Raw genomic sequence first — 18,248 nt, forward strand, 5'->3', positions numbered from 1 at the left:
GGAGGGGATTGGAATGAAAGCAAAAGTGGTTGAAGTGGGACCAAGGGACGGGTTTCAGAATGTAAAATCATTCATTCCCACAGAAAATAAAATTAAGATTATAGATGGGCTGGTAAAAGCAGGGATTAAGAAAATACAGATAACATCCTTTGTCAGCGAAAAGGCAATTCCGCAGATGCGGGATGCCCCGCGGATAGCAGAGGCCGTACTGGGGGCTTATGAAGGCGTGGACTTTTTTGCCCTGGTACCAAACTTCTATGGGGCCAAAGCAGCTGTGGCTGCAGGACTTAAGGAGATATCCCCTGTTATATCCCTGAGCGAAAGCCATAATAAGGCAAATGTAAAAAGAACCAGGGATAAATCAATTGAGGAACTTAAAAGGATACGGCAGTCATTTCCGGATGTACGCATTACACAGGACATTGCATGTGTGTTTGGCTGTCCGTTTGAGGGCGAAATGCCCATACAGGATTTAGTGGATTTGGTTGGGAGGGTGAAGGAAACAGGAATTAATGCATTTACGCTTTGTGATACAGTTGGAATGGCGTATCCGTCACTGATAGAGCGGGTATTTTCAACTATGAAAAAGGAATATCCGGATACAGAGTTTAACGTCCACATTCATGACACCAGGAATATGGGAATTTTAAATAGCTACGTGGCCTTAAACTGTGGGGCCGACAGTGTGCAGACATCCATCGGCGGGCTGGGAGGATGTCCCTTTGCCCCGGGGGCAACAGGCAACACATCCACCGAAGATTTGGTATATATGCTGAACCAGTGCGGGTATGATACGGGTATTGATTTTGATATATTGCTGGAAACAGCCAAGTATGAACTGTCTGTGATTGATGGAAATTACAGCGGACATCACATCCGTATAGCAGAGAATCCCTGTATGGTTGTGCAGGCGTAAAGGTCCAATATCTGCGTTTATGATATGGCAAATGTGCCAAAAATGAAATCAGAACATGATATGTATTGACAATATATACAAAAAAGTATATCCTTAATCATGTAATGTCAAATGTATCCATTTATACAATATCCAGTTGGACGAGGAAATGCGTAGTAAGAATGGCAGTAAGGAGGTAATGTCATGAAAATTGTAGTATTGGATGGTTACACTTTAAATCCAGGAGATTTAAGCTGGAATGGCCTTCATCAATTGGGGCAGTTAACCGTGTATGAGAGAACTTCAGAAGAAATGGTTTTAGAACGGATTGGTGATGCGGAGGCTGTATTTACCAATAAGACTCCGATTACCAGTAAGGTGATTGAAAATTCTCCCAACCTTAAATTTATCGGTGTACTGGCAACAGGGTACAATGTTGTGGATGTGAAGGCTGCGCGCAGTGCAGGTATCATAGTGTCCAATATTCCTACTTATGGGACAGATGCAGTTGCCCAATATACCATTGCTTTATTGCTGGAGATGTGCCATCATGTGGGAGCTCATGCTGACTGTGTAAAAAGAGGAGAGTGGACCTCCAGTCCTGACTGGTGTTTCTGGAAATTTCCTCTCATTGAGCTGGCAGGAAAAACAATGGGGATAATTGGTTTTGGAAAAATAGGACAGGGAACAGCTAAGATTGCACAGGCTTTGGGCATGAATATACTGGCATATGATGCCTTCAGAAGACCAGAGCTGGAATCAGGTACCTGTCATTATGCGGAGCTGGATGAACTTCTTTCTGAATCAGATGTCGTTGTTCTCCATTGCCCGCTGTTCCCTGACACACAGGGCATCATCAACCGTGACACCATATCTAAAATGAAAGATGGAGTGATGATTATTAATGACTCCAGGGGGCCTTTGATTGTAGAAGAAGATTTGCGGGATGCTCTGATTTCAGGCAAGGTAGCAGGGGCAGCAGTGGATGTTGTATCCGAAGAACCTATTAGCCCGGATAATCCCCTCCTCCATGCCCCCAATATGATTATTACACCTCACATGGCCTGGGCGCCGAAGGAGAGCCGCCAGAGACTGATGAATTTAGCAGTAGGAAACCTGAAAGCATTTTTGGGGGACGCACCAGTTAATGTTGTTAATTAATTTTGTAAAATTGTGAAATAGATTTATAACTGTGGGGAATTACATCAATATTTATGGAGGTATTTATTATGGGATTAAGGAAACAATTCATTGCACTTAGCGCAGTTCTTTCTTTGGCAGTGGGGTTATCAGGCTGCGGAAGCCTTCAGAGCCCGGGTACAGCAAATACAAGCGCGGCACAATCCGGCTCTGAGACAGCCGCGGAGTCAGCAGAGCCGTCCAAGGCCCAGGTGCTGACCTTGACGTTTGCATTGTCTGAAAATTCGGCACATTACGAAGCAGGCAAAAAATTTGCTGAGCTGGTAAACCAATATACAGACGGGGCATATGAAGTAGAGGTTTATCCCAATTCGTCATTGGCCAGCGGGAACCAGTTAGGAGCGATTGAGATGGTGCAGAAAGGAACTATTTCCTGCGGCTGGCTTTCACCATTGGTACAGTGCAGCATAGAACCAAATCTGAATGCTCTGTGCATACCATTTTTATGGAAGGACACGGATGCAATAGACGCTGCCTTAAGGCCCGGAACGGATGTGGATGCGGCACTGAACAAGATTTTAAAAGAAAAGGGATATATTGCAGTTGCATATGCTGAAAATGGGTACAGGGAGCTTACCAACAGCAAGAGGGAAATTAAAACCCCGGAAGATATGAAGGGCATAAAGTTTCGGGCCATTGGAAGCACCATGATTTTTGATGTATTCAAGGCAATGGGAGCAAATCCAATGGACCTGAATTTCAGCGAGCTCTTTACAGCGCTTCAGCAGAAGACAGTTGACGGGCAGGAAAACCCCATATCAACAGTTATTGTTCCGCAGAAGTATTATGAGGTACAGGATTATATGACTATCTGGAACTATGTTTACGAGCCTCATCCACTGATGTTTAACCTGGAGCTGTGGGAATCATTTAGTCCGGAAACACAGCAGGCAATTCAGAAGGCTGCAATTGAAGCATGCGACTACCAGAAGAAATTATCCAGGGATGCATTGGCAGAGAATGTTGAATTGATTAAACAGAGCGGAACAACGGTTACAGAACTTACACCTGAAGAAATCCAGGCATTTAAAGATGTTGCTGTTCCTGTTGTGGAAGGATATTATGCAGACTTTAATCCGGAGTTGATGGGTGCGCTGCAGGCAGCTAACCAGTAAGCAGGGGGGCGCATAGCATATGAAAAAGAAACTGATTCTAGAGGAACACATCATTGCGGGTACATTGCTGATTATGCTGTCAATCCAGGGTATTAACGTATTCTGCCGGTACATAACAGGATGGTCATTCTCCTTCTCAGAAGAGCTGGTTGTGTATTTATTCGCGGTGTCCTCGTTTATCGGGGCCTCCGCGGCCTGCGCCCGGGGCGCCAACATGGGCTTAAGCGCTCTGGTGGATTTATGTCCGCCCAATATTCAGAAGGTCTTTATTTTACTGTCAGCCATTGGCAGCATTCTATTATTCGCACTTTTATTTAAGCAGGGAATTGAAGCAGTCAGAATGATGTTGAAATATGGCCAGAGAACTCCCATATTAAGATGGCCGACATGGATGTTTGAGATTGCTTATCCCATTGGAGCTGTTTTGTATATTTTCAGGACAATCCAGTTTACAGTAAGAAAGCTAAAGGAGGTGGCTTAATTTGAATATTGAGATTGGGCTCATCCTTCTTATCTTATTCTTTCTGCTGGTACTGATGAATATACCGATTGCGGTTTCACTGGGGTTGTCTACCATCATTACTATGATATTATACGGCATTCCTTTAGGGATGTATCTGGACACCATTAATGCCGGCCTTTCAAAGTATACACTGTTAGCCGTGCCGTTTTTCATTTTAGCAGGTTTTATTATGGAAAAATCGGGGATATCCAAACGAATTATTGCATTTGCGCGGTTGTTGACCGGACCGGTTCCGGGAGGTCTTGGAATTATCTCCATTGTGGTTACCCTGTTTTGGGGAGCCATATCCGGTTCAGGTCCTGCTACCGTGGCAGCCCTTGGAAGTATACTTATACCTGCCATGATTGAGGACGGATACGACAAGGGATTTGCAGCGGCTCTCATAGCGGCCAGCAGCGCTGTTGCTGTTGTCATTCCTCCCAGTATTAATCTGGTGGTTTACGGAGTTATCTCCGGGGATTCGATTGGCACGCTGTTTATTTCGGGCATTATTCCGGGAATTTTAATGGGAATCTGTTTTATTGTATATGCATTTATCTACTCAATGAGACATGGATACAGGGGGGAGCGCTTCGGAACTGTCAAAGAGGTGCTTCATGGATTCAGGGAGGCCATCTGGGGCTTATTTTCTCCCATTATTATACTGGGCGGCATATACGGCGGTATCTTTACACCCACGGAAGCAGCAGTGGTTGCAGTAATCTACAGTCTCTTAATTGGTTTATTTGTTTACAAAGAATTTAATGTGAAAGATTTATGGCACATACTTGCGGATGCGGGAGTCAGCTCCGCCAGCATATTGATTATCATGGCAAACGCAGGGGCCATGACATGGTTAATCACATCCCAGGGTATTGCAACCAGGTTCGGGACAGCCCTTCTGGGGGTATCGGACCATCGTATCGTAATTCTTTTGCTGATTGACCTTATGGTTATTATTGCCGGTGTATTTATCGACGGTATTTCCATTGCATATATTTTTGTTCCGCTGTTTCTGCCGGTTGTAACACAGCTGGGAATGAGTTCCATATGGTTCGGCGTTGTATTGACAGTCGGCATTGCCATTGGATTCACAACCCCTCCGGTGGCAGTCAATCTGTATCCGGCCTGCCGCATTGCCAATATAACCTTAGGCAAGATATCAAAAGAAATTATAGGGTTTGTGGCGGCAGGTGTGGTTGCCCTGATACTCATAACAATATTCCCTGATATCGTATTACTGCTTCCAAAGACGTTGGGAATGATGTAAGGGAAGGCGAAAAGAGAGGTTGAATGATTTTATGGAGACATACAAGATATATCCCTTGAAATTAGGAGAGTTTCAGAAGCATGAAAAATCAACACTTTTATATTTGCAGGGGGCGGGTGAAAAACTGATAACACCCATCATCGCATATCTGATACAAGGGAATGGAAGAAATATATTAGTGGATACGGGATGCGGGGACCCGGAGTGGTCGAAGGTGCATCACCATCCCATTGTCCAGACAGAGGATATGCTGTTGTTAAATGTATTGAAGGGCCATGGAGTGTGTCCGGAAAATATTACCTGTGTGGTCAATACCCATCTCCATTGGGACCACTGCTGGAATAATGACCTTTTTCCGGGGAAGAAGATATATGTTCAGAAATCCGAGATGGATTTTGCCATGAAGCCGCTGCCCACACAGTGGGCGTATTATGAGTCGGAGGAGATTGGCTTAAAGCCTCCTTTTAAGAAAACAATGGACCAATACGAATTGGTGGACGGTGATGTGGATTTATATCCGGGGATTCAGCTTACTTTTATTCCCAGCCATACGCCTGGTTTTCAGGGCGTATTAGTTGATACGGATAATGGCCGTTATCTGATTGCCAGCGATTGCCTGGGAAGGTTTGATAATTGGGAAGGAAACGGAGTCATGAGGCATATTCCTTCAGCGATTCATGTGGATTTGAACCAGTGCTACAGGACGTATGATAAGATTGAGAAGATATGCGATTATATCCTTCCCGGACATGACGGCCGCGTATTTGAAGAGCGTGTCTATCCTCCGGAGAGATAAGAAAACTCATGGATATATGAGCCGGGGACAGGAATATCGCTTAGGGGGCAGAAATACCTATGTCTAGTTCAGATTATAAATTTAATGAAAAAAAGATAATTCCATTGCCGAAAGCAGAGGCTTTTGAAAGAGAGCTGTATATGGCGGCAGGTATGTCGGAAAAAGATGCTGCCTGTGTGGCTGAAAATCTGGTGGAGGCTGATGCCAGGGGGGTATATTCTCACGGGATTCAAAGGAACGCTCTATACCTGGCCCGTTTTGAGCAGGGAGGAACGGACCCTGCGGCGCAGCCGGAGACAGTCAGGCAGGTTGGAGCCACAGCTTTAATTGATGGCCATAATGCAATGGGAATGGTGGTGGGAACGTACAGTATGGAAACCGCCATCCATTTAGCCGGAAAATATGGAACCTCCGCAGTATCCGTAACAGGAAGCAATCACTTTGGTACCTGCGCCCATTTTATTGAGATGGCCACAAAGGCAGGCATGATTGGATTCTGCTGGACCATCAACTGTGTCAATATCATGGCGCCATGGGGAGGAACTGACCGGCAATTGGGAAATAATCCGTATGGGATAGGAGTACCATGTTTAGACAGGCCGGATGTTATTCTTGACATGGCTACAAGTGTGGCTGCAAGAGGTAAGATTGTGATGGCAAGAAAGACCCACGCGCCAATACCCGATACCTGGGCTTTGGATGTAAACGGAAAGCCGACCACAAACCCGGAAGCAGCGTATTGGGGAACGGTACAGCCGTTTGCAGGTTATAAAGGATACGGACAGACTTTCATGAATGCTGTCCTTGCAGCTGTATTAAATAATTCCAGCTTTGGGCCGGATATAATAGATTTATATGAGGAGCCCCAAAAAGTTCAGAATTCCGGACATCTGTTTCAGTGCATTGATATCAATGCGGTTGATGATATAAATAAATTCAAAAAAAGAATGGATGAGGCTGTTGGCTACATAAAAAGCGGAAAGAAAGTTGACGGGGTAGAGGAAATATATGTACCCGGAGAAATAGAAGCGCGGAACTATCAGAAAGCCCTTAAGGAGGGAATCGTGTATCCCTGTGAAGTAATAGAGGAGAACAATGAGATAGCGCGCAGATATCATCTTCCGGAACATGTTTTGCTCTAAAGGCTGCTCTGATTAAACGCTGTACCAGAACAAAAAGGCGGGGCCGTAAACTCCGCCTTTTACTGTTTAGGAAAGCCGTGCCATCATGCCTTCGTAGCTCCGGTTGAGATGATTGGCGATGGTCTCGCATCCGGTTTTTTCATCATGGTCTATAATGCTTTGAATAATAATTTTATGTTCTATATTCGACTGGATTGCAGACTCTTTGGCATAGTTATCCACATTCATGGTATGCCAGAGCTGGGACAGAAGCTGCTCTAATTTTATGTTATCCGCGCCATGCCAGATGAATTGGTGAATCATGCCGTTATATGTGTTAAACCGGCTGAAATCATTGAACTGAATCGCCTTCTCAGCCAGTTCATAGTATTCCCACAAAGGTGCCGGGTCAATTTCACGTTTGCAGATTCGGCAGATTGCTTCTTTTTCAAGCAAAAGACGTATTTCAAAAAAGTCCTTTAAAAACTTGCCGGATATCTCGTTAACAGTTGCAACTTTATTGGGCCTGACATGGACCAGACCTTCATTAGCCAATATCTGTAGTGCCTCACGTACAGGCATGCGCGATACATTTAATTCTTCGGCTATTTTATCCTGATAAAGTTCCTGATGGGGCTTAAGACTACCATATAGTATTTCACGCCGTAATTCAGCTACTATTTTGTCGCGGGTTAACAGACTGTCTATCTGACGCATAATTAATGACACTCCCTTCACATAACCGTTTTAATTTAGTATAAATGGAAAAGAATTTGATGTCAATGATATAAGTATAAATGGATAAAATGCAAATGGATATATTTGCACAAAAATATATGTCTTTTTTTATGAATAAACACAATTTTAAAAAAAGCAATTGGCAGCACTTGTATTGATTAAAAATATGAGTTATCATATAAATGCCAAATGGATACATTACAACATTAACACATTACGCAATAAATGGAAGGCGGTCTGGAATGGTTATAGAAAAAACGGCGGTTGCCGGTACATTAGAATCAAGCGATATTATGATTACCGTTGCGCCAAAAGAGGAAGGAATCAATATAAGACTAAATTCAACGGTTGAAAAGTATTATGGAAATAGTATTATCTCTTCCATTCAGGAAGAACTTGAGCGGTTAGGGGTTCGGGGGGCGGTGGTTGAGGCAGTTGACCATGGCGCTCTTGACTGTACAATCCGCGCCAGGCTTATTACCGCGGTCAAGAGGGCGTCCGTATCTGCAAATGAGGGGGGAATAGCATGAGGCGTACAATGTTGTTTTTGCCAGGCAACAGTCCTAACATGATTATGAACGGCGGACTCCTTGGAGCGGACAGTATTATCTTTGATTTGGAGGATGCGGTCGCCCCGGACCAGAAGGATGCCGCCAGGGAGCTGGTGAGCCATGCGTTAAGGCATCTGGACTTCGGTAAATGTGAAATCATTATACGTATTAATGCATTAGGCACTCCTTTCTGGGAAGAGGATTTAGAGGACATGATACCTTTGAAGCCGGATGTGATAATGCCCACAAAGGTCAGCGATGCATCATACATTAAAACACTGTCAGACCGAATGAGCGTCATAGAGGAGAAAAACGGACTCCAGTCAGGGTCCATAAAGCTAATCCCGCTGTTAGAAACAACATTAGGCATTGAGAATGCATATGAGATTGCAGCGGCAAGCAGAAGAATGGAGGCATTATATCTGGGGGCAGAGGATTTGACAGCGGACCTCAGATGCCCCAGGACAAAAGAGGGGGATGAGATTGCATATGCCAGGGGCAGAATGGTATGTGCTGCCAGGGCGGCAGGGATTGAAGCATATGATACACCATTTACAGATGTGGAGGATTTGGAAGGATTGGAAAGGGACGCCCGTCTTGCAAAGGGGATGGGATATACCGGAAAAGCAGTCATTTCACCGCGGCATATTGCATGCGTAAACAGAATATTCAGCCCAAGTCCTAAGGAGATTGCATATGCAAAGGATGTTTTTGAGGCAATCAGGCAGGCCAGGGAGCAAGGGAAAGGGGCTATTTCTTTAAGAGGTAAAATGATAGACGCTCCCATTGTGCAGAGAGCGCGGCTGGTATTGGAGGCAGCTTCTGAAATAGAGGGGGTGGATTATCGATGAGCAAACTTGCAGGGACAATTCGGGAAGCAATCCGCAGGTGCGGTTTAAAGGATGGAATGTGTATATCCTTCCATCATCATCTGAGGAGCGGCGATTATGTGCTGAACATGGTGATGGAAGAGATTGCCGCCATGGGAATCCGGGATATTAAAATCAATGCAAGTTCCATTCATGACGGACATGAGCCTTTGATTGGACATATCCGCAGCGGTGTGGTAACGGGTCTGGAGACGAACTATATCGGACCTGTTGTGGGACGGGCCATATCAGAGGGGATATTGGAGAAACCTGTTACATTCCGTACACATGGCGGAAGGCCAAGCGCCATAGAGCAGGGAGAGTCTAAAATTGATGTCGCGTTTATTGCTGCTCCTTCCTCGGACTCCATGGGGAACTGTTCAGGGAAGTATGGAAAGTCTGCATGCGGTTCACTGGGATATGCCTTTGCAGATGCAATGTGTGCTGACAAGGTAGTGGTGATAACAGACAATCTGGAAGAGTATCCGTTATGGGATTTTTCCATATCAGAGGATTATGTGGATTATGTTGTATGTGTGGAACAAATCGGTAATCCGGCCGGAATTGTATCCGGAACCACAAAGATGCCAAAAGACCCCATTGCATTAAGGATTGCCGAGTATGCAGCAAACGCAATTGCAGCCTCAGGGCTTCTGAAAGATGGGGTTTCATTTCAGACAGGAGCAGGAGGCGCCTCATTGGCAGTTGCTGGTTTTCTCAAAGATATCATGCTGGAAAGAAATATTAAGGGGAGCTATGCATTGGGCGGCATCACAGGATATATGGTAGATATGCTGGAAGCAGGATGCTTTCATGCAATTCAGGATGTGCAGTGCTTCGATTTAAAAGCAGTTGAATCCATTCGTATGAATCCAAGACACCGTGAAATCACAGCCAGCCATTATGCCAGTCCTACAGCTAAAAGCTCAGCGGCATCCTCCCTGGATGTGGTAGTATTGGGGGCGACGCAGATAGACAAAGGGTTTAATGTAAATGTACATACGGATTCGCAGGGATATATTATCGGCGGCTCCGGAGGGCATACGGATGTGGCGGAATGTGCCAAGCTAACCATTATAGTTGCGCCTTTAAGCAGGGCGAGAATGCCTGTTGTTGTAGATAAGGTAGTGTGTGTATCAACGCCCGGCAGCTCCGTCGATATGCTGGTAACACAATATGGAATTACAGTGAATCCGGTTCATAAAGGGCTGGCTGAGAAGATGGAAGATGCCGGGCTGCCCCTAAAGACCATGGAAGAGTTGGTGGAGCTGGCATATAAGATTAATGGAATTCCCAGCCTGTCTGAACGAAATAAGGGCAGGGTAGTCGCACAGGTACTGAACCGGGACGGTTCGCTTCTGGATGAGATATTTGAAGTGAGGGAGTGACAGGCCTATATCTGAGTATAAAAGGTGCTACAGAATTTTATGGTATTCTGCAGCACCTTTTCAGGTATGTGGCCATGAGATTATTTATACATACTCCTTACGCCCGCTGGCATCCGCAATTCCTTCCTCTTCCCTGTATTTGGCAACGGTCCGGCGGGAAATGGATATGCCGCGTTCCGCCAGCTTTTCTCCCAGAAGGCGGTCGCTGTAAGGCTTCTTTTTGTTCTCTTCCTCTATGATTTCACGAAGCACCCGCTTGATATCCGCGGCAGTCACGGACTGGGCGCCGCTTTCATTGCTTCTGCTTTCCTGGACAGCAACGCTGCGGGAGAAGAAGAAGTTCATGGGGTATACCCCCCAGGAGCACTGAAGGTATTTCTTGCTGACAGCCCTGCTGACAGTGGATTCGTGAATGTCCAGTTCCTGGGCAATATCCGCCAGCTTTAAGGGATTCAGATGGGCAGGACCGAAGGTGAAGAATTCCTCCTGGTGCTCAAGGATGGCCCTGGATACCTGCATCAGCGTCTTGCCGCGCTGGGTTACACACTGCTTCACCCACTCGGCCTGACGGATTTTATTGCCCAGGTATTCTTTTAATTCGGAGGATTCCGGATTCTGGTTCATCTGGCGGTAATAGCTGTTAAGCTCAATGGTAGGATACATGGATTCATTTAACAGAATGTCAAAATGGTCCTTGAATTTTACAATGGTCACATCCGGTATGATGTAGCGCAGCTGGTCCCTGCTGCTGAAGGATACGCCTGGCTTTGGATTCAGGGATTTGATTATCTGGCAGTAACCGGCGGTTTCAGTGGGGGAAAGGCGCAGTTTCCTGGCAATGGCCGGAATCTGGTTCTTGGCAACCATTTCAAGGCAGCTGTCAATGATGGATTCCAGTACCGGGGTCAGCATATCCCTGCGTTCCAGCTGCAGCTTAAGGCATTCCTCCAGAGTGCGGGCGCAGACTCCGGCCGGGTCCAGGGCCTGGAGGCCGGACAGGAGGTCTTCCACAATCTCTGCATTGGTTCCAAAATAGGAGGCAATGGTCTCGATACTCTCCTCCAGATAGCCCTTGTTGTCAAGACATTCCAGCATGAACTTAATGATTTCCGTTTCCTGGTCCGTGAAGTTTTCCGTGATGAGCTGGGACCACAGATAGTCCTGAAGGGTCTCGCCGTCGTCCGTATTGATATTCCAGCTGGACTTAAAGTCGTAGTCATCGTCATTATTCTGGCGCTGGTACAGATAGTAATTCTCTTCATTAAAGGAATTGAGCCATTCCTGCTGTTCAATGGACTCGCGCTGTTCCTCCGCCGTGGGAGGTTCTACGATGTCGATTACCGGGTTTTCCAATGCCAGTTCATTGATATAGGTATTCAGTTCCTGAGATGTCATCTGAAGAATCTCAGCTGACTGAATCATCCGCTGTGATAAAGTCTGGGTTTGCTTTACCTGTAATTTTAAATCCATAACACTTCCTTCTTTCGTGATATCTCATATAGCTTTTAATGCATGAGTGGGGAAAAATTTCAATTGAGATAATTATAACACAGATGGCCTTTTGGTACAATGATGCACTTGGGCATTTAGAGCGGTGAAAAGAACCGGAGTAAGTCATCCTTTAAAATCCCCCAAAGGCATGTTATAATATCGCCATGGTCCGGACCGCAGGGGCTGGCCGGAAAAATGAATTCAGGAAGGAAACCATTTCATGCTATTTAGTTCCATGATATTTTTATGGCTGTTTCTCCCCTTTGTGCTGGTCATCAATCTGATGCTGCCAATCAGGTTAAGCAACCTGTTTCTGCTGGCCATGAGCTTTATTTTTTATGCATGGGGCGAGCAGGAATATATATGGCTTCTCCTTTTGTCTCTGACGGTGAACTACGCAGGAGCCATGGGGATGGAGGCCATGCGGGGCAGAGGCAAAGAGGCTGCCGTTACCCCGAACAGGCTGCTCCTTGTCCTGCTGGTGGCGGTGAATCTGGTATTTCTGGGATATTTTAAGTACTTTGATTTCCTGGCAGGACTCGCCAATAAGCTGGCAGGAGGGACTGTGGCGGAGCCAAGGAATCTGCTTTTGCCGGTGGGTATATCCTTTTACACGTTTCAGATGATATCCTATGTGGCGGATGTGTACCGGGGAACCATTGCGGCTGAGCCAAATCCGCTGAACCTGGGGCTCTATATATCCTTTTTTCCCAAGATGATACAGGGTCCCATTGAGCGCTATCAGGGGATGGGGGCATGCATCAGGGACCGCCATGTGACGCCGGAGCTGTTTGCCTGCGGAGCCAGACGGTTTATCTACGGGCTGAGCAAGAAGCTGATACTTGCCAACCAGTTCGGCGGCGTGGTGGACAAGGTGCTTGCCAATCCCATGGACCAAATCAGCGGAGGCTTGGGCTGGTATGTGGGAATCCTGTATACACTGCAGATTTATTTTGATTTTTCCGGTTATTCGGATATGGCGGTGGGCCTTGGAAAGATGCTGGGCTTTGAACTGACTGAGAATTTTAATTATCCGTATCTGGCTAAGACAGTGGGAGAATTCTGGCGCAGGTGGCATATATCCCTCTCGGGCTGGTTTAAGGACTACCTCTATATCCCCCTTGGAGGAAGCAGAAAGGGGACACTGGCAACCTGCCGCAATCTGATGATTGTGTTTTTGTGCACCGGATTCTGGCATGGCGCGGGCCTGTCCTTCATTGCGTGGGGGCTGTATTACGGATGTCTGCAGGTGGCTGAGCGGCTGTTTTTAAAACGGCGGCTGGAGAGGCTGCCTGCCGCCGTCAGCTATGTTTATATGTTCCTGGTCACTGTGGCGGGCTGGACCATGTTCCGGGCGGATTCACTGACCAGGGGCATTATCCTGCTCAGGCAGATGTTTCTTCTGCGCCCGGGTATTTATGATACAGCCATGTATATGAACCATAAAACCACGGTGTATATGATAATAGGAATCATACTATGCGGCCCGCTGCAGGCCCTGGTTCCCTGTTTCAGGAAACATATGCAGGACGGCAGGAATATTTACCTGTCCGAATGCCTGGGACTTATACTGCTGTTTGCCTACTCCATTGTGATGGCTGTGGGCAGCACCTATAATCCATTTATTTATTTCCGGTTTTAGAGAGGAGGATGCAGGTGAGACAACGCACAAAAGCATATATATTTGCAGGCATGTTCCTGGGAATGATGATACTGCCAAGACTCCTGTTTATACCTCTTAAGGATTATGTGGATACGGAGAATTACGAAAACCGGGTTTACCAGGAAAAGCCGGTGCTGGATTTCAGAAATCCCGGGGACCTTAAAGCCTACCCGAGCCGGTATGACGCCTACTTTAATGACCATCTGGCCTTTAAGAACCCCATTGTGGCTTTTGGAAAGCTAACAGATATCCACGTGTTCGGGGAGGTTACATCCGATGCCGTGCTTATGGGAAGGGACGGATGGATGTTCTATAAGCTGAAAGGGGAAATGGAGGACAGCATTGCAGACTACCAGGGTACGAATCACTACAGTGAAGAGGAGCTGGAACGGTTCGCTACACTGCTTAAACAGGCGGATTCAAACCTGGCCTCCAAAGGGATGAGGTTGATTTTTTACATGGTTCCCAATAAGGAACAGGTGTACAGCGAGTACATGCCATGGTCCGTGAAGGTGGTTCATGAACAATCCAAGGCGGATTTGCTGTACGCATATCTGAGAGAGAACACGGACTGCGTTGTGTATTATCCCCTGGATGAGTTCCGAAAGGCCAAGGATGACTGGTGCCAGATATACCGGAAGTATGATACCCACTGGAATGATATGGGGGCATTCATGGCGGCCCAGATGCTGATACAGGATATAGACGGGGAGGCATTCACGCCGGAGTCATACCGCGCCTATGACATTGACCAAAGGGGAACCTTCAGCGGGGACCTGGCAACCATGCTGAATCTCCAGAAGTATTATGACGACGACCCATTCCTTAAGGTATCAGGCTACAGGGAGGATGTGTCCTTTGAAATGGATTACCAGAACGAGCATGAGACTGTCACCCACTATTCCTCGGATGCAGCGGGAAAGGCGGGGAAAGTCCTTATTTGCAGGGATTCTTTTGGAGTGCACATGGCTGAGTACTTTGCCAGGAATTACCCGGATGTAACTCTGATGGATTACCGGACAGAGGACTGCGGGGCAGCCGCCCTGGAGATTCAGCCGGACGCAGTGGTGATTGAGGCGGCGGAACGGTATACGGACTATATGTTCGGTCTGCTGGAACGCCTGGGAACCGTTGGGGGCGGGGAAGGGATGCCTAAAGAGGATACCATTTTGGATGAGGGAAATGCCGGGATTTAGCCGGTCAGGAACCCCTTTCCGATGATTTCACTGGAATTGGATATCAGCATGAAGGCCGTGGGTTCAATGGTGCGGATATAGTTGCGCAGCTTTAATGCCTGGCTGCGTTTCATGGTGGTCATAATTACCGTTTTCTCATGATGGGTAAATGCCCCCTGTGCATGGTATACCGTGGCGCTGCGGTGCAGGGTGTTGATGATATAGTCGCAAATCGGCTCCGGATCATCGCATATGATGTTAAAGCATTTGCACAGGTTAAGGTTCTCAATCACATCATCGATAACCAGGGATTTGGCTGCCAGACCAATGGTGGAGAACAGCCCTGTCTCAGGTCCGAAGATGAAGAAGGAGGATGCCGCTGCAGCCACATCCACCAGCATAAGGACTGTTCCTATATTAAGGCTGGTATATTTCTTAAGTATCATGGCGATGATATCTGTACCGCCGCTGGAAGCTCCCAGATGAAAGAGGATGGCTGTGCCCACCGCAGGCAGGAAGATGGCGAACAGCAGTTCCAGCAAGGGCTCTGTTGTCAGGGGCCTGCTTAAAGGACAGACCCGTTCCAGCAGGGACAGGCTGACGGACATGACCATACTGGCGTAAACCGTCTTTATCCCAAAACCCTTTCCCAGGAAAATGAACCCTAATACCAGCAGGGAGGTGTTCACAATAAATGTGAAATCACTGGCAGACCACCGGCTGATTTCACTTACCACAGTGGAAAAGCCTGTGACGCCTCCGAATGCAAAGTGATTGGGGAATTTGAAAAAGTAGATTCCAACCACCATAATCCAGATGCTTACTGTAATGATGCCATATTCGGCTGCTGCGCGCCAAAATGGACTTTTTATCTCGTTCATAATCCATGCTTCCCTTACCTGCTCCGTGTGCCGGATATGCGGGAAGTTTACCCCCTTTGTGACCTGACTGTCACTTAATCATTGTTGTTCCATCCATATAATAGGCTGAAACCACTACAAGCGCAATCACATTTTTTGTTGAAACAGCCACAAGTATATAACTGTAGCCGGGAAAGCCTTGTGAATAAGGGAGAATACTGTATTTGGGGTGCTGGCGGCATAAAAACAGCTTGTAACCACTATATATATGGTTTATAATGGTGTGCGTGGCATCCGGAAAAGGAATAAACGGATGTCAGGAAACAGATGAGAACAGAGGAGAGTGCAGGGACATCATGGCGGATAGGAAAATAGAGATAGATTTGGAATATAAAGGTCTGGAATCATGCCTGGAAGGTATCGGAGCGGATTTCCAGGGGGAGGGATATGGGCTGGAGCGCCTGCTTGACAGGTACCGTTCCTTCCGCAAGCCGGGGATGAAGCCCGCAGAGGCCATGGAAGCGCTGATTCGCTCCGCGGCGGAACTGACTTCCAAGGAAGCGCCCCGGTGGGAATTTGCGGCGGCCAGGCTGCGGTACTGCCGTTTTGCCTGCGAGATGGAGGAACAGCTTAAGGGTCTGGGAATCAGCGGACTCTATGAAAAGATTTCATATCTGACAGACCAGGGGCTGTATGGTGATTATATCCTTAAGCACTACAGCCGGGAGGAAATAGAACAGGCGGAAGGATTTTTGGATGACGGAAGAAATAAGCTCTTTACCTATGCGGGACTGGATTTGCTCCTTAAGCGTTATGTTATCCAGGACCACAGCCACCGTCCGCTGGAAACACCGCAGGAAATGTACCTGGGCATCGCCCTGCACCTGGCCATGGAAGAAGGAAAGGAGTGCAGGATGGAGTGGGTCCGCCGGTTTTATGATATGCTCAGCCGGATGCAGGTAACCATGGCCACCCCCACCTTGTCCAATGCCAGGAAACCATATCACCAGCTATCCAGCTGTTTTATTGACACGGTGCCGGACAGCCTGGAAGGAATATACAGAAGCGTGGATAATTTTGCCCAGGTCAGCAAATTCGGCGGGGGCATGGGCCTGTATTTCGGAAAGGTCAGGGCAACGGGAAGCAGGATTCGGGGCTTCGAGGGGGCTGCAGGCGGCGTAATCCGCTGGATTAAGCTGGTGAACGATACGGCTGTGGCAGTGGACCAGCTGGGAATGCGCCAGGGCGCTGCTGCGGTATATCTGGATGCCTGGCACAAGGATTTGCCGGAGTTTCTTCAGCTTCGGACCAATAACGGGGACGACCGTATGAAGGCACATGATATTTTCCCGGCAGTCTGTTTCCCGGATTTGTTCTGGAGGATGGCCAAGGAGAACCTGGACCAGGACTGGTACCTGATGTGCCCCCATGAGATTCAGACCGTGAAGGGATACTGCCTGGAGGACTGTTATGGGGAGCAGTGGGAAGAACGGTATCTGGACTGTGTGAAGGATGACAGGATATCCAAACGCAGGGTATTGTTAAAGGATGTGGTGCGCCTGATTATCAAGTCGGCGGTGGAAACAGGCACGCCCTTTATCTTTAACCGGGATACCGTGAACAGGGCCAATCCCAACAGTCACCGGGGCATCATATACTGTTCCAACCTGTGCACGGAGATTGCCCAGAACATGTCGCCCATTGAACGTATATCCACCCGTGTGCTGGATGTGGACGGGGAGACTGCGGTGGTCCAGACCACCCGGCCAGGGGATTTTGTGGTTTGTAATCTGGCCAGCCTATGTCTGGGGTCCATTCATGTGGAGGATGCAGGTGAAGTGGAGGAGATTGTGGCAAGCGCCGTGAGAGCCCTGGATAATGTGATTGACCTGAATTTTTATCCCCTGGCCTACGCCGGAATCACCAACCGCAATTACAGGGGAATCGGTCTGGGAGTCAGCGGTTATCACCATATGCTGGCAAAACACGGAATCCGGTGGGAAAGTGAAGAACACCTGGCATTTGCCAATCAGGTATTTGAGCGGATTCATTACGCGGCTGTCAGGGCCAGCGCGGATTTGGCAGAGGAAAAGGGATGTTACCGGTATTTTGAGGGAAGTGAATGGCAGACCGGGGCATACTTTGAAAAGAGGGACCTTGTGAGCAGGGAGTGGAGGGAGCTGGCAGGAAGGGTGGCAGAGCATGGAATGCGCAACGCCTATCTTCTGGCTGTGGCGCCTACCAGCAGCACCAGCATACTCTCCGGCACAACAGCCGGCCTGGACCCTGTGATGAAACGGTTTTATCTGGAAGAGAAAAAGAACGCGATTCTGCCCAGGGTTGCCCCGGATTTGACACCGCGGACCTTCTGGCTGTATAAAAGCGGATATACCATGGACCAGACCTGGACGGTACGGGCGGCAGGCGTGCGCCAGAGGCATATTGACCAGGCCCAGAGCGTGAATCTGTACATTACCAACAATTATACCATGCGGCAGCTGCTGAACCTCTATGTACTGGCCTGGGAGAGCGGGGTCAAGACGCTCTACTATGTGCGCAGCAAGTCCCTGGAGGTGGAGGAATGCGAAAGCTGCTCCAGCTGACAGCTTATGCA

The 18,248-nt window shown here is 47.7% G+C and carries 16 protein-coding genes; 13 read left to right on the forward strand and 3 right to left on the reverse strand.

The window, feature by feature from the left end:
- Positions 1 to 13 precede the first annotated feature (13 nt).
- The 7 genes from I2H39_RS28100 (at position 14) to I2H39_RS28130 (ending at position 6,920) form a co-directional block, all read left to right on the forward strand.
- Positions 14 to 916, forward strand: a complete 903-nt coding sequence (locus I2H39_RS28100; protein ID WP_195628053.1) for a hydroxymethylglutaryl-CoA lyase — start codon at positions 14 to 16, stop codon at positions 914 to 916.
- A gap of 183 nt (positions 917 to 1,099) precedes the next feature.
- On the forward strand, positions 1,100 to 2,056 hold the full coding sequence (locus I2H39_RS28105) for a D-2-hydroxyacid dehydrogenase (protein WP_195628054.1): 957 nt from the start codon (positions 1,100 to 1,102) through the stop codon (positions 2,054 to 2,056).
- A 68-nt stretch (positions 2,057 to 2,124) separates the two neighbouring features.
- A complete protein-coding gene (locus tag I2H39_RS28110; protein ID WP_171042535.1) occupies positions 2,125 to 3,210 on the forward strand; it encodes a DctP family TRAP transporter solute-binding subunit in 1,086 nt (361 codons plus the stop codon).
- Between the two features lie 19 nt (positions 3,211 to 3,229).
- Entirely contained in the window at positions 3,230 to 3,691 is a 462-nt protein-coding gene (locus I2H39_RS28115; RefSeq protein ID WP_138306401.1) for a TRAP transporter small permease, read from the forward strand.
- Position 3,692: 1 nt separating this feature from the next.
- The gene (locus I2H39_RS28120) at positions 3,693 to 4,982 is read left to right on the forward strand and encodes a TRAP transporter large permease (protein ID WP_138306402.1); all 1,290 of its coding nucleotides are present in this window, start codon (positions 3,693 to 3,695) and stop codon (positions 4,980 to 4,982) included.
- A gap of 31 nt (positions 4,983 to 5,013) precedes the next feature.
- Positions 5,014 to 5,778, forward strand: a complete 765-nt coding sequence (locus tag I2H39_RS28125; RefSeq protein WP_138306403.1) for an N-acyl homoserine lactonase family protein — start codon at positions 5,014 to 5,016, stop codon at positions 5,776 to 5,778.
- Positions 5,779 to 5,837: 59 nt separating this feature from the next.
- Entirely contained in the window at positions 5,838 to 6,920 is a 1,083-nt protein-coding gene (locus I2H39_RS28130; RefSeq protein ID WP_138306404.1) for an Ldh family oxidoreductase, read from the forward strand.
- A gap of 66 nt (positions 6,921 to 6,986) precedes the next feature.
- On the opposite strand, the gene I2H39_RS28135 is transcribed toward I2H39_RS28130, so the two are convergent.
- Positions 6,987 to 7,616 (reverse strand): GntR family transcriptional regulator, encoded by a 630-nt coding sequence (locus I2H39_RS28135; protein WP_138306405.1) that lies wholly within the window; start codon positions 7,614 to 7,616, stop codon positions 6,987 to 6,989.
- Between the two features lie 263 nt (positions 7,617 to 7,879).
- On the opposite strand from I2H39_RS28135, the gene citD reads away from it, so the two are divergent.
- From citD to citF, 3 genes are read left to right on the forward strand one after another with little or no spacing between them, the layout of a single operon-like run.
- On the forward strand, positions 7,880 to 8,167 hold the full coding sequence (citD, locus tag I2H39_RS28140; RefSeq protein WP_138306406.1) for a citrate lyase acyl carrier protein: 288 nt from the start codon (positions 7,880 to 7,882) through the stop codon (positions 8,165 to 8,167).
- The gene (locus I2H39_RS28145) at positions 8,164 to 9,039 is read left to right on the forward strand and encodes a CoA ester lyase (RefSeq protein WP_138306407.1); all 876 of its coding nucleotides are present in this window, start codon (positions 8,164 to 8,166) and stop codon (positions 9,037 to 9,039) included. Before citD ends, I2H39_RS28145 begins: the two co-directional genes overlap by 4 nt.
- A complete protein-coding gene (gene citF / locus I2H39_RS28150) occupies positions 9,036 to 10,445 on the forward strand; it encodes a citrate lyase subunit alpha (RefSeq protein WP_138306408.1) in 1,410 nt (469 codons plus the stop codon). Before I2H39_RS28145 ends, citF begins: the two co-directional genes overlap by 4 nt.
- 84 nt (positions 10,446 to 10,529) lie before the next feature.
- On the opposite strand, the gene rpoN is transcribed toward citF, so the two are convergent.
- Positions 10,530 to 11,915: an RNA polymerase factor sigma-54 gene (gene rpoN / locus I2H39_RS28155; RefSeq protein ID WP_138306409.1), complete on the reverse strand. Its 1,386-nt coding sequence runs from the start codon at positions 11,913 to 11,915 to the stop codon at positions 10,530 to 10,532.
- A gap of 256 nt (positions 11,916 to 12,171) precedes the next feature.
- On the opposite strand from rpoN, the gene I2H39_RS28160 reads away from it, so the two are divergent.
- The gene (locus I2H39_RS28160; RefSeq protein ID WP_330641103.1) at positions 12,172 to 13,578 is read left to right on the forward strand and encodes an MBOAT family O-acyltransferase; all 1,407 of its coding nucleotides are present in this window, start codon (positions 12,172 to 12,174) and stop codon (positions 13,576 to 13,578) included.
- A 14-nt stretch (positions 13,579 to 13,592) separates the two neighbouring features.
- Positions 13,593 to 14,795, forward strand: a complete 1,203-nt coding sequence (locus I2H39_RS28165) for a hypothetical protein (RefSeq protein WP_195628057.1) — start codon at positions 13,593 to 13,595, stop codon at positions 14,793 to 14,795.
- On the opposite strand, the gene I2H39_RS28170 is transcribed toward I2H39_RS28165, so the two are convergent.
- On the reverse strand, positions 14,792 to 15,655 hold the full coding sequence (locus tag I2H39_RS28170; RefSeq protein ID WP_195628058.1) for a YitT family protein: 864 nt from the start codon (positions 15,653 to 15,655) through the stop codon (positions 14,792 to 14,794). The two genes, I2H39_RS28165 and I2H39_RS28170, sit on opposite strands and share 4 nt — an antisense overlap.
- Positions 15,656 to 15,990: 335 nt before the next feature.
- On the opposite strand from I2H39_RS28170, the gene I2H39_RS28175 reads away from it, so the two are divergent.
- Positions 15,991 to 18,237 (forward strand): ribonucleoside-diphosphate reductase subunit alpha, encoded by a 2,247-nt coding sequence (locus I2H39_RS28175; protein WP_138306413.1) that lies wholly within the window; start codon positions 15,991 to 15,993, stop codon positions 18,235 to 18,237.
- Positions 18,238 to 18,248 lie beyond the last annotated feature (11 nt).

The organism is Clostridium sp. 1001283B150225_161107_B6, from assembly GCF_015556325.1.
GTDB lineage: Bacteria > Bacillota > Clostridia > Lachnospirales > Lachnospiraceae > Enterocloster.

Bases quoted from the DNA above. Each gene is read 5' to 3' on its own strand.
- I2H39_RS28105 (WP_195628054.1), top strand. From the start codon at position 1,100: ATGAAAATTGTAGTATTGGATGGTTACACTTTAAATCCAGGAGATTTA.
- I2H39_RS28110 (WP_171042535.1), top strand. From the start codon at position 2,125: ATGGGATTAAGGAAACAATTCATTGCACTTAGCGCAGTTCTTTCTTTG.
- I2H39_RS28145 (WP_138306407.1), top strand. From the start codon at position 8,164: ATGAGGCGTACAATGTTGTTTTTGCCAGGCAACAGTCCTAACATGATT.
- citD (WP_138306406.1), top strand. From the start codon at position 7,880: ATGGTTATAGAAAAAACGGCGGTTGCCGGTACATTAGAATCAAGCGAT.
- I2H39_RS28135 (WP_138306405.1), bottom strand. From the start codon at position 7,616: ATGCGTCAGATAGACAGTCTGTTAACCCGCGACAAAATAGTAGCTGAA.
- I2H39_RS28100 (WP_195628053.1), top strand. From the start codon at position 14: ATGAAAGCAAAAGTGGTTGAAGTGGGACCAAGGGACGGGTTTCAGAAT.
- I2H39_RS28175 (WP_138306413.1), top strand. From the start codon at position 15,991: ATGGCGGATAGGAAAATAGAGATAGATTTGGAATATAAAGGTCTGGAA.
- I2H39_RS28170 (WP_195628058.1), bottom strand. From the start codon at position 15,655: ATGAACGAGATAAAAAGTCCATTTTGGCGCGCAGCAGCCGAATATGGC.
- I2H39_RS28130 (WP_138306404.1), top strand. From the start codon at position 5,838: ATGTCTAGTTCAGATTATAAATTTAATGAAAAAAAGATAATTCCATTG.
- I2H39_RS28160 (WP_330641103.1), top strand. From the start codon at position 12,172: ATGATATTTTTATGGCTGTTTCTCCCCTTTGTGCTGGTCATCAATCTG.
- citF (WP_138306408.1), top strand. From the start codon at position 9,036: ATGAGCAAACTTGCAGGGACAATTCGGGAAGCAATCCGCAGGTGCGGT.
- I2H39_RS28125 (WP_138306403.1), top strand. From the start codon at position 5,014: ATGGAGACATACAAGATATATCCCTTGAAATTAGGAGAGTTTCAGAAG.
- I2H39_RS28115 (WP_138306401.1), top strand. From the start codon at position 3,230: ATGAAAAAGAAACTGATTCTAGAGGAACACATCATTGCGGGTACATTG.
- rpoN (WP_138306409.1), bottom strand. From the start codon at position 11,915: ATGGATTTAAAATTACAGGTAAAGCAAACCCAGACTTTATCACAGCGG.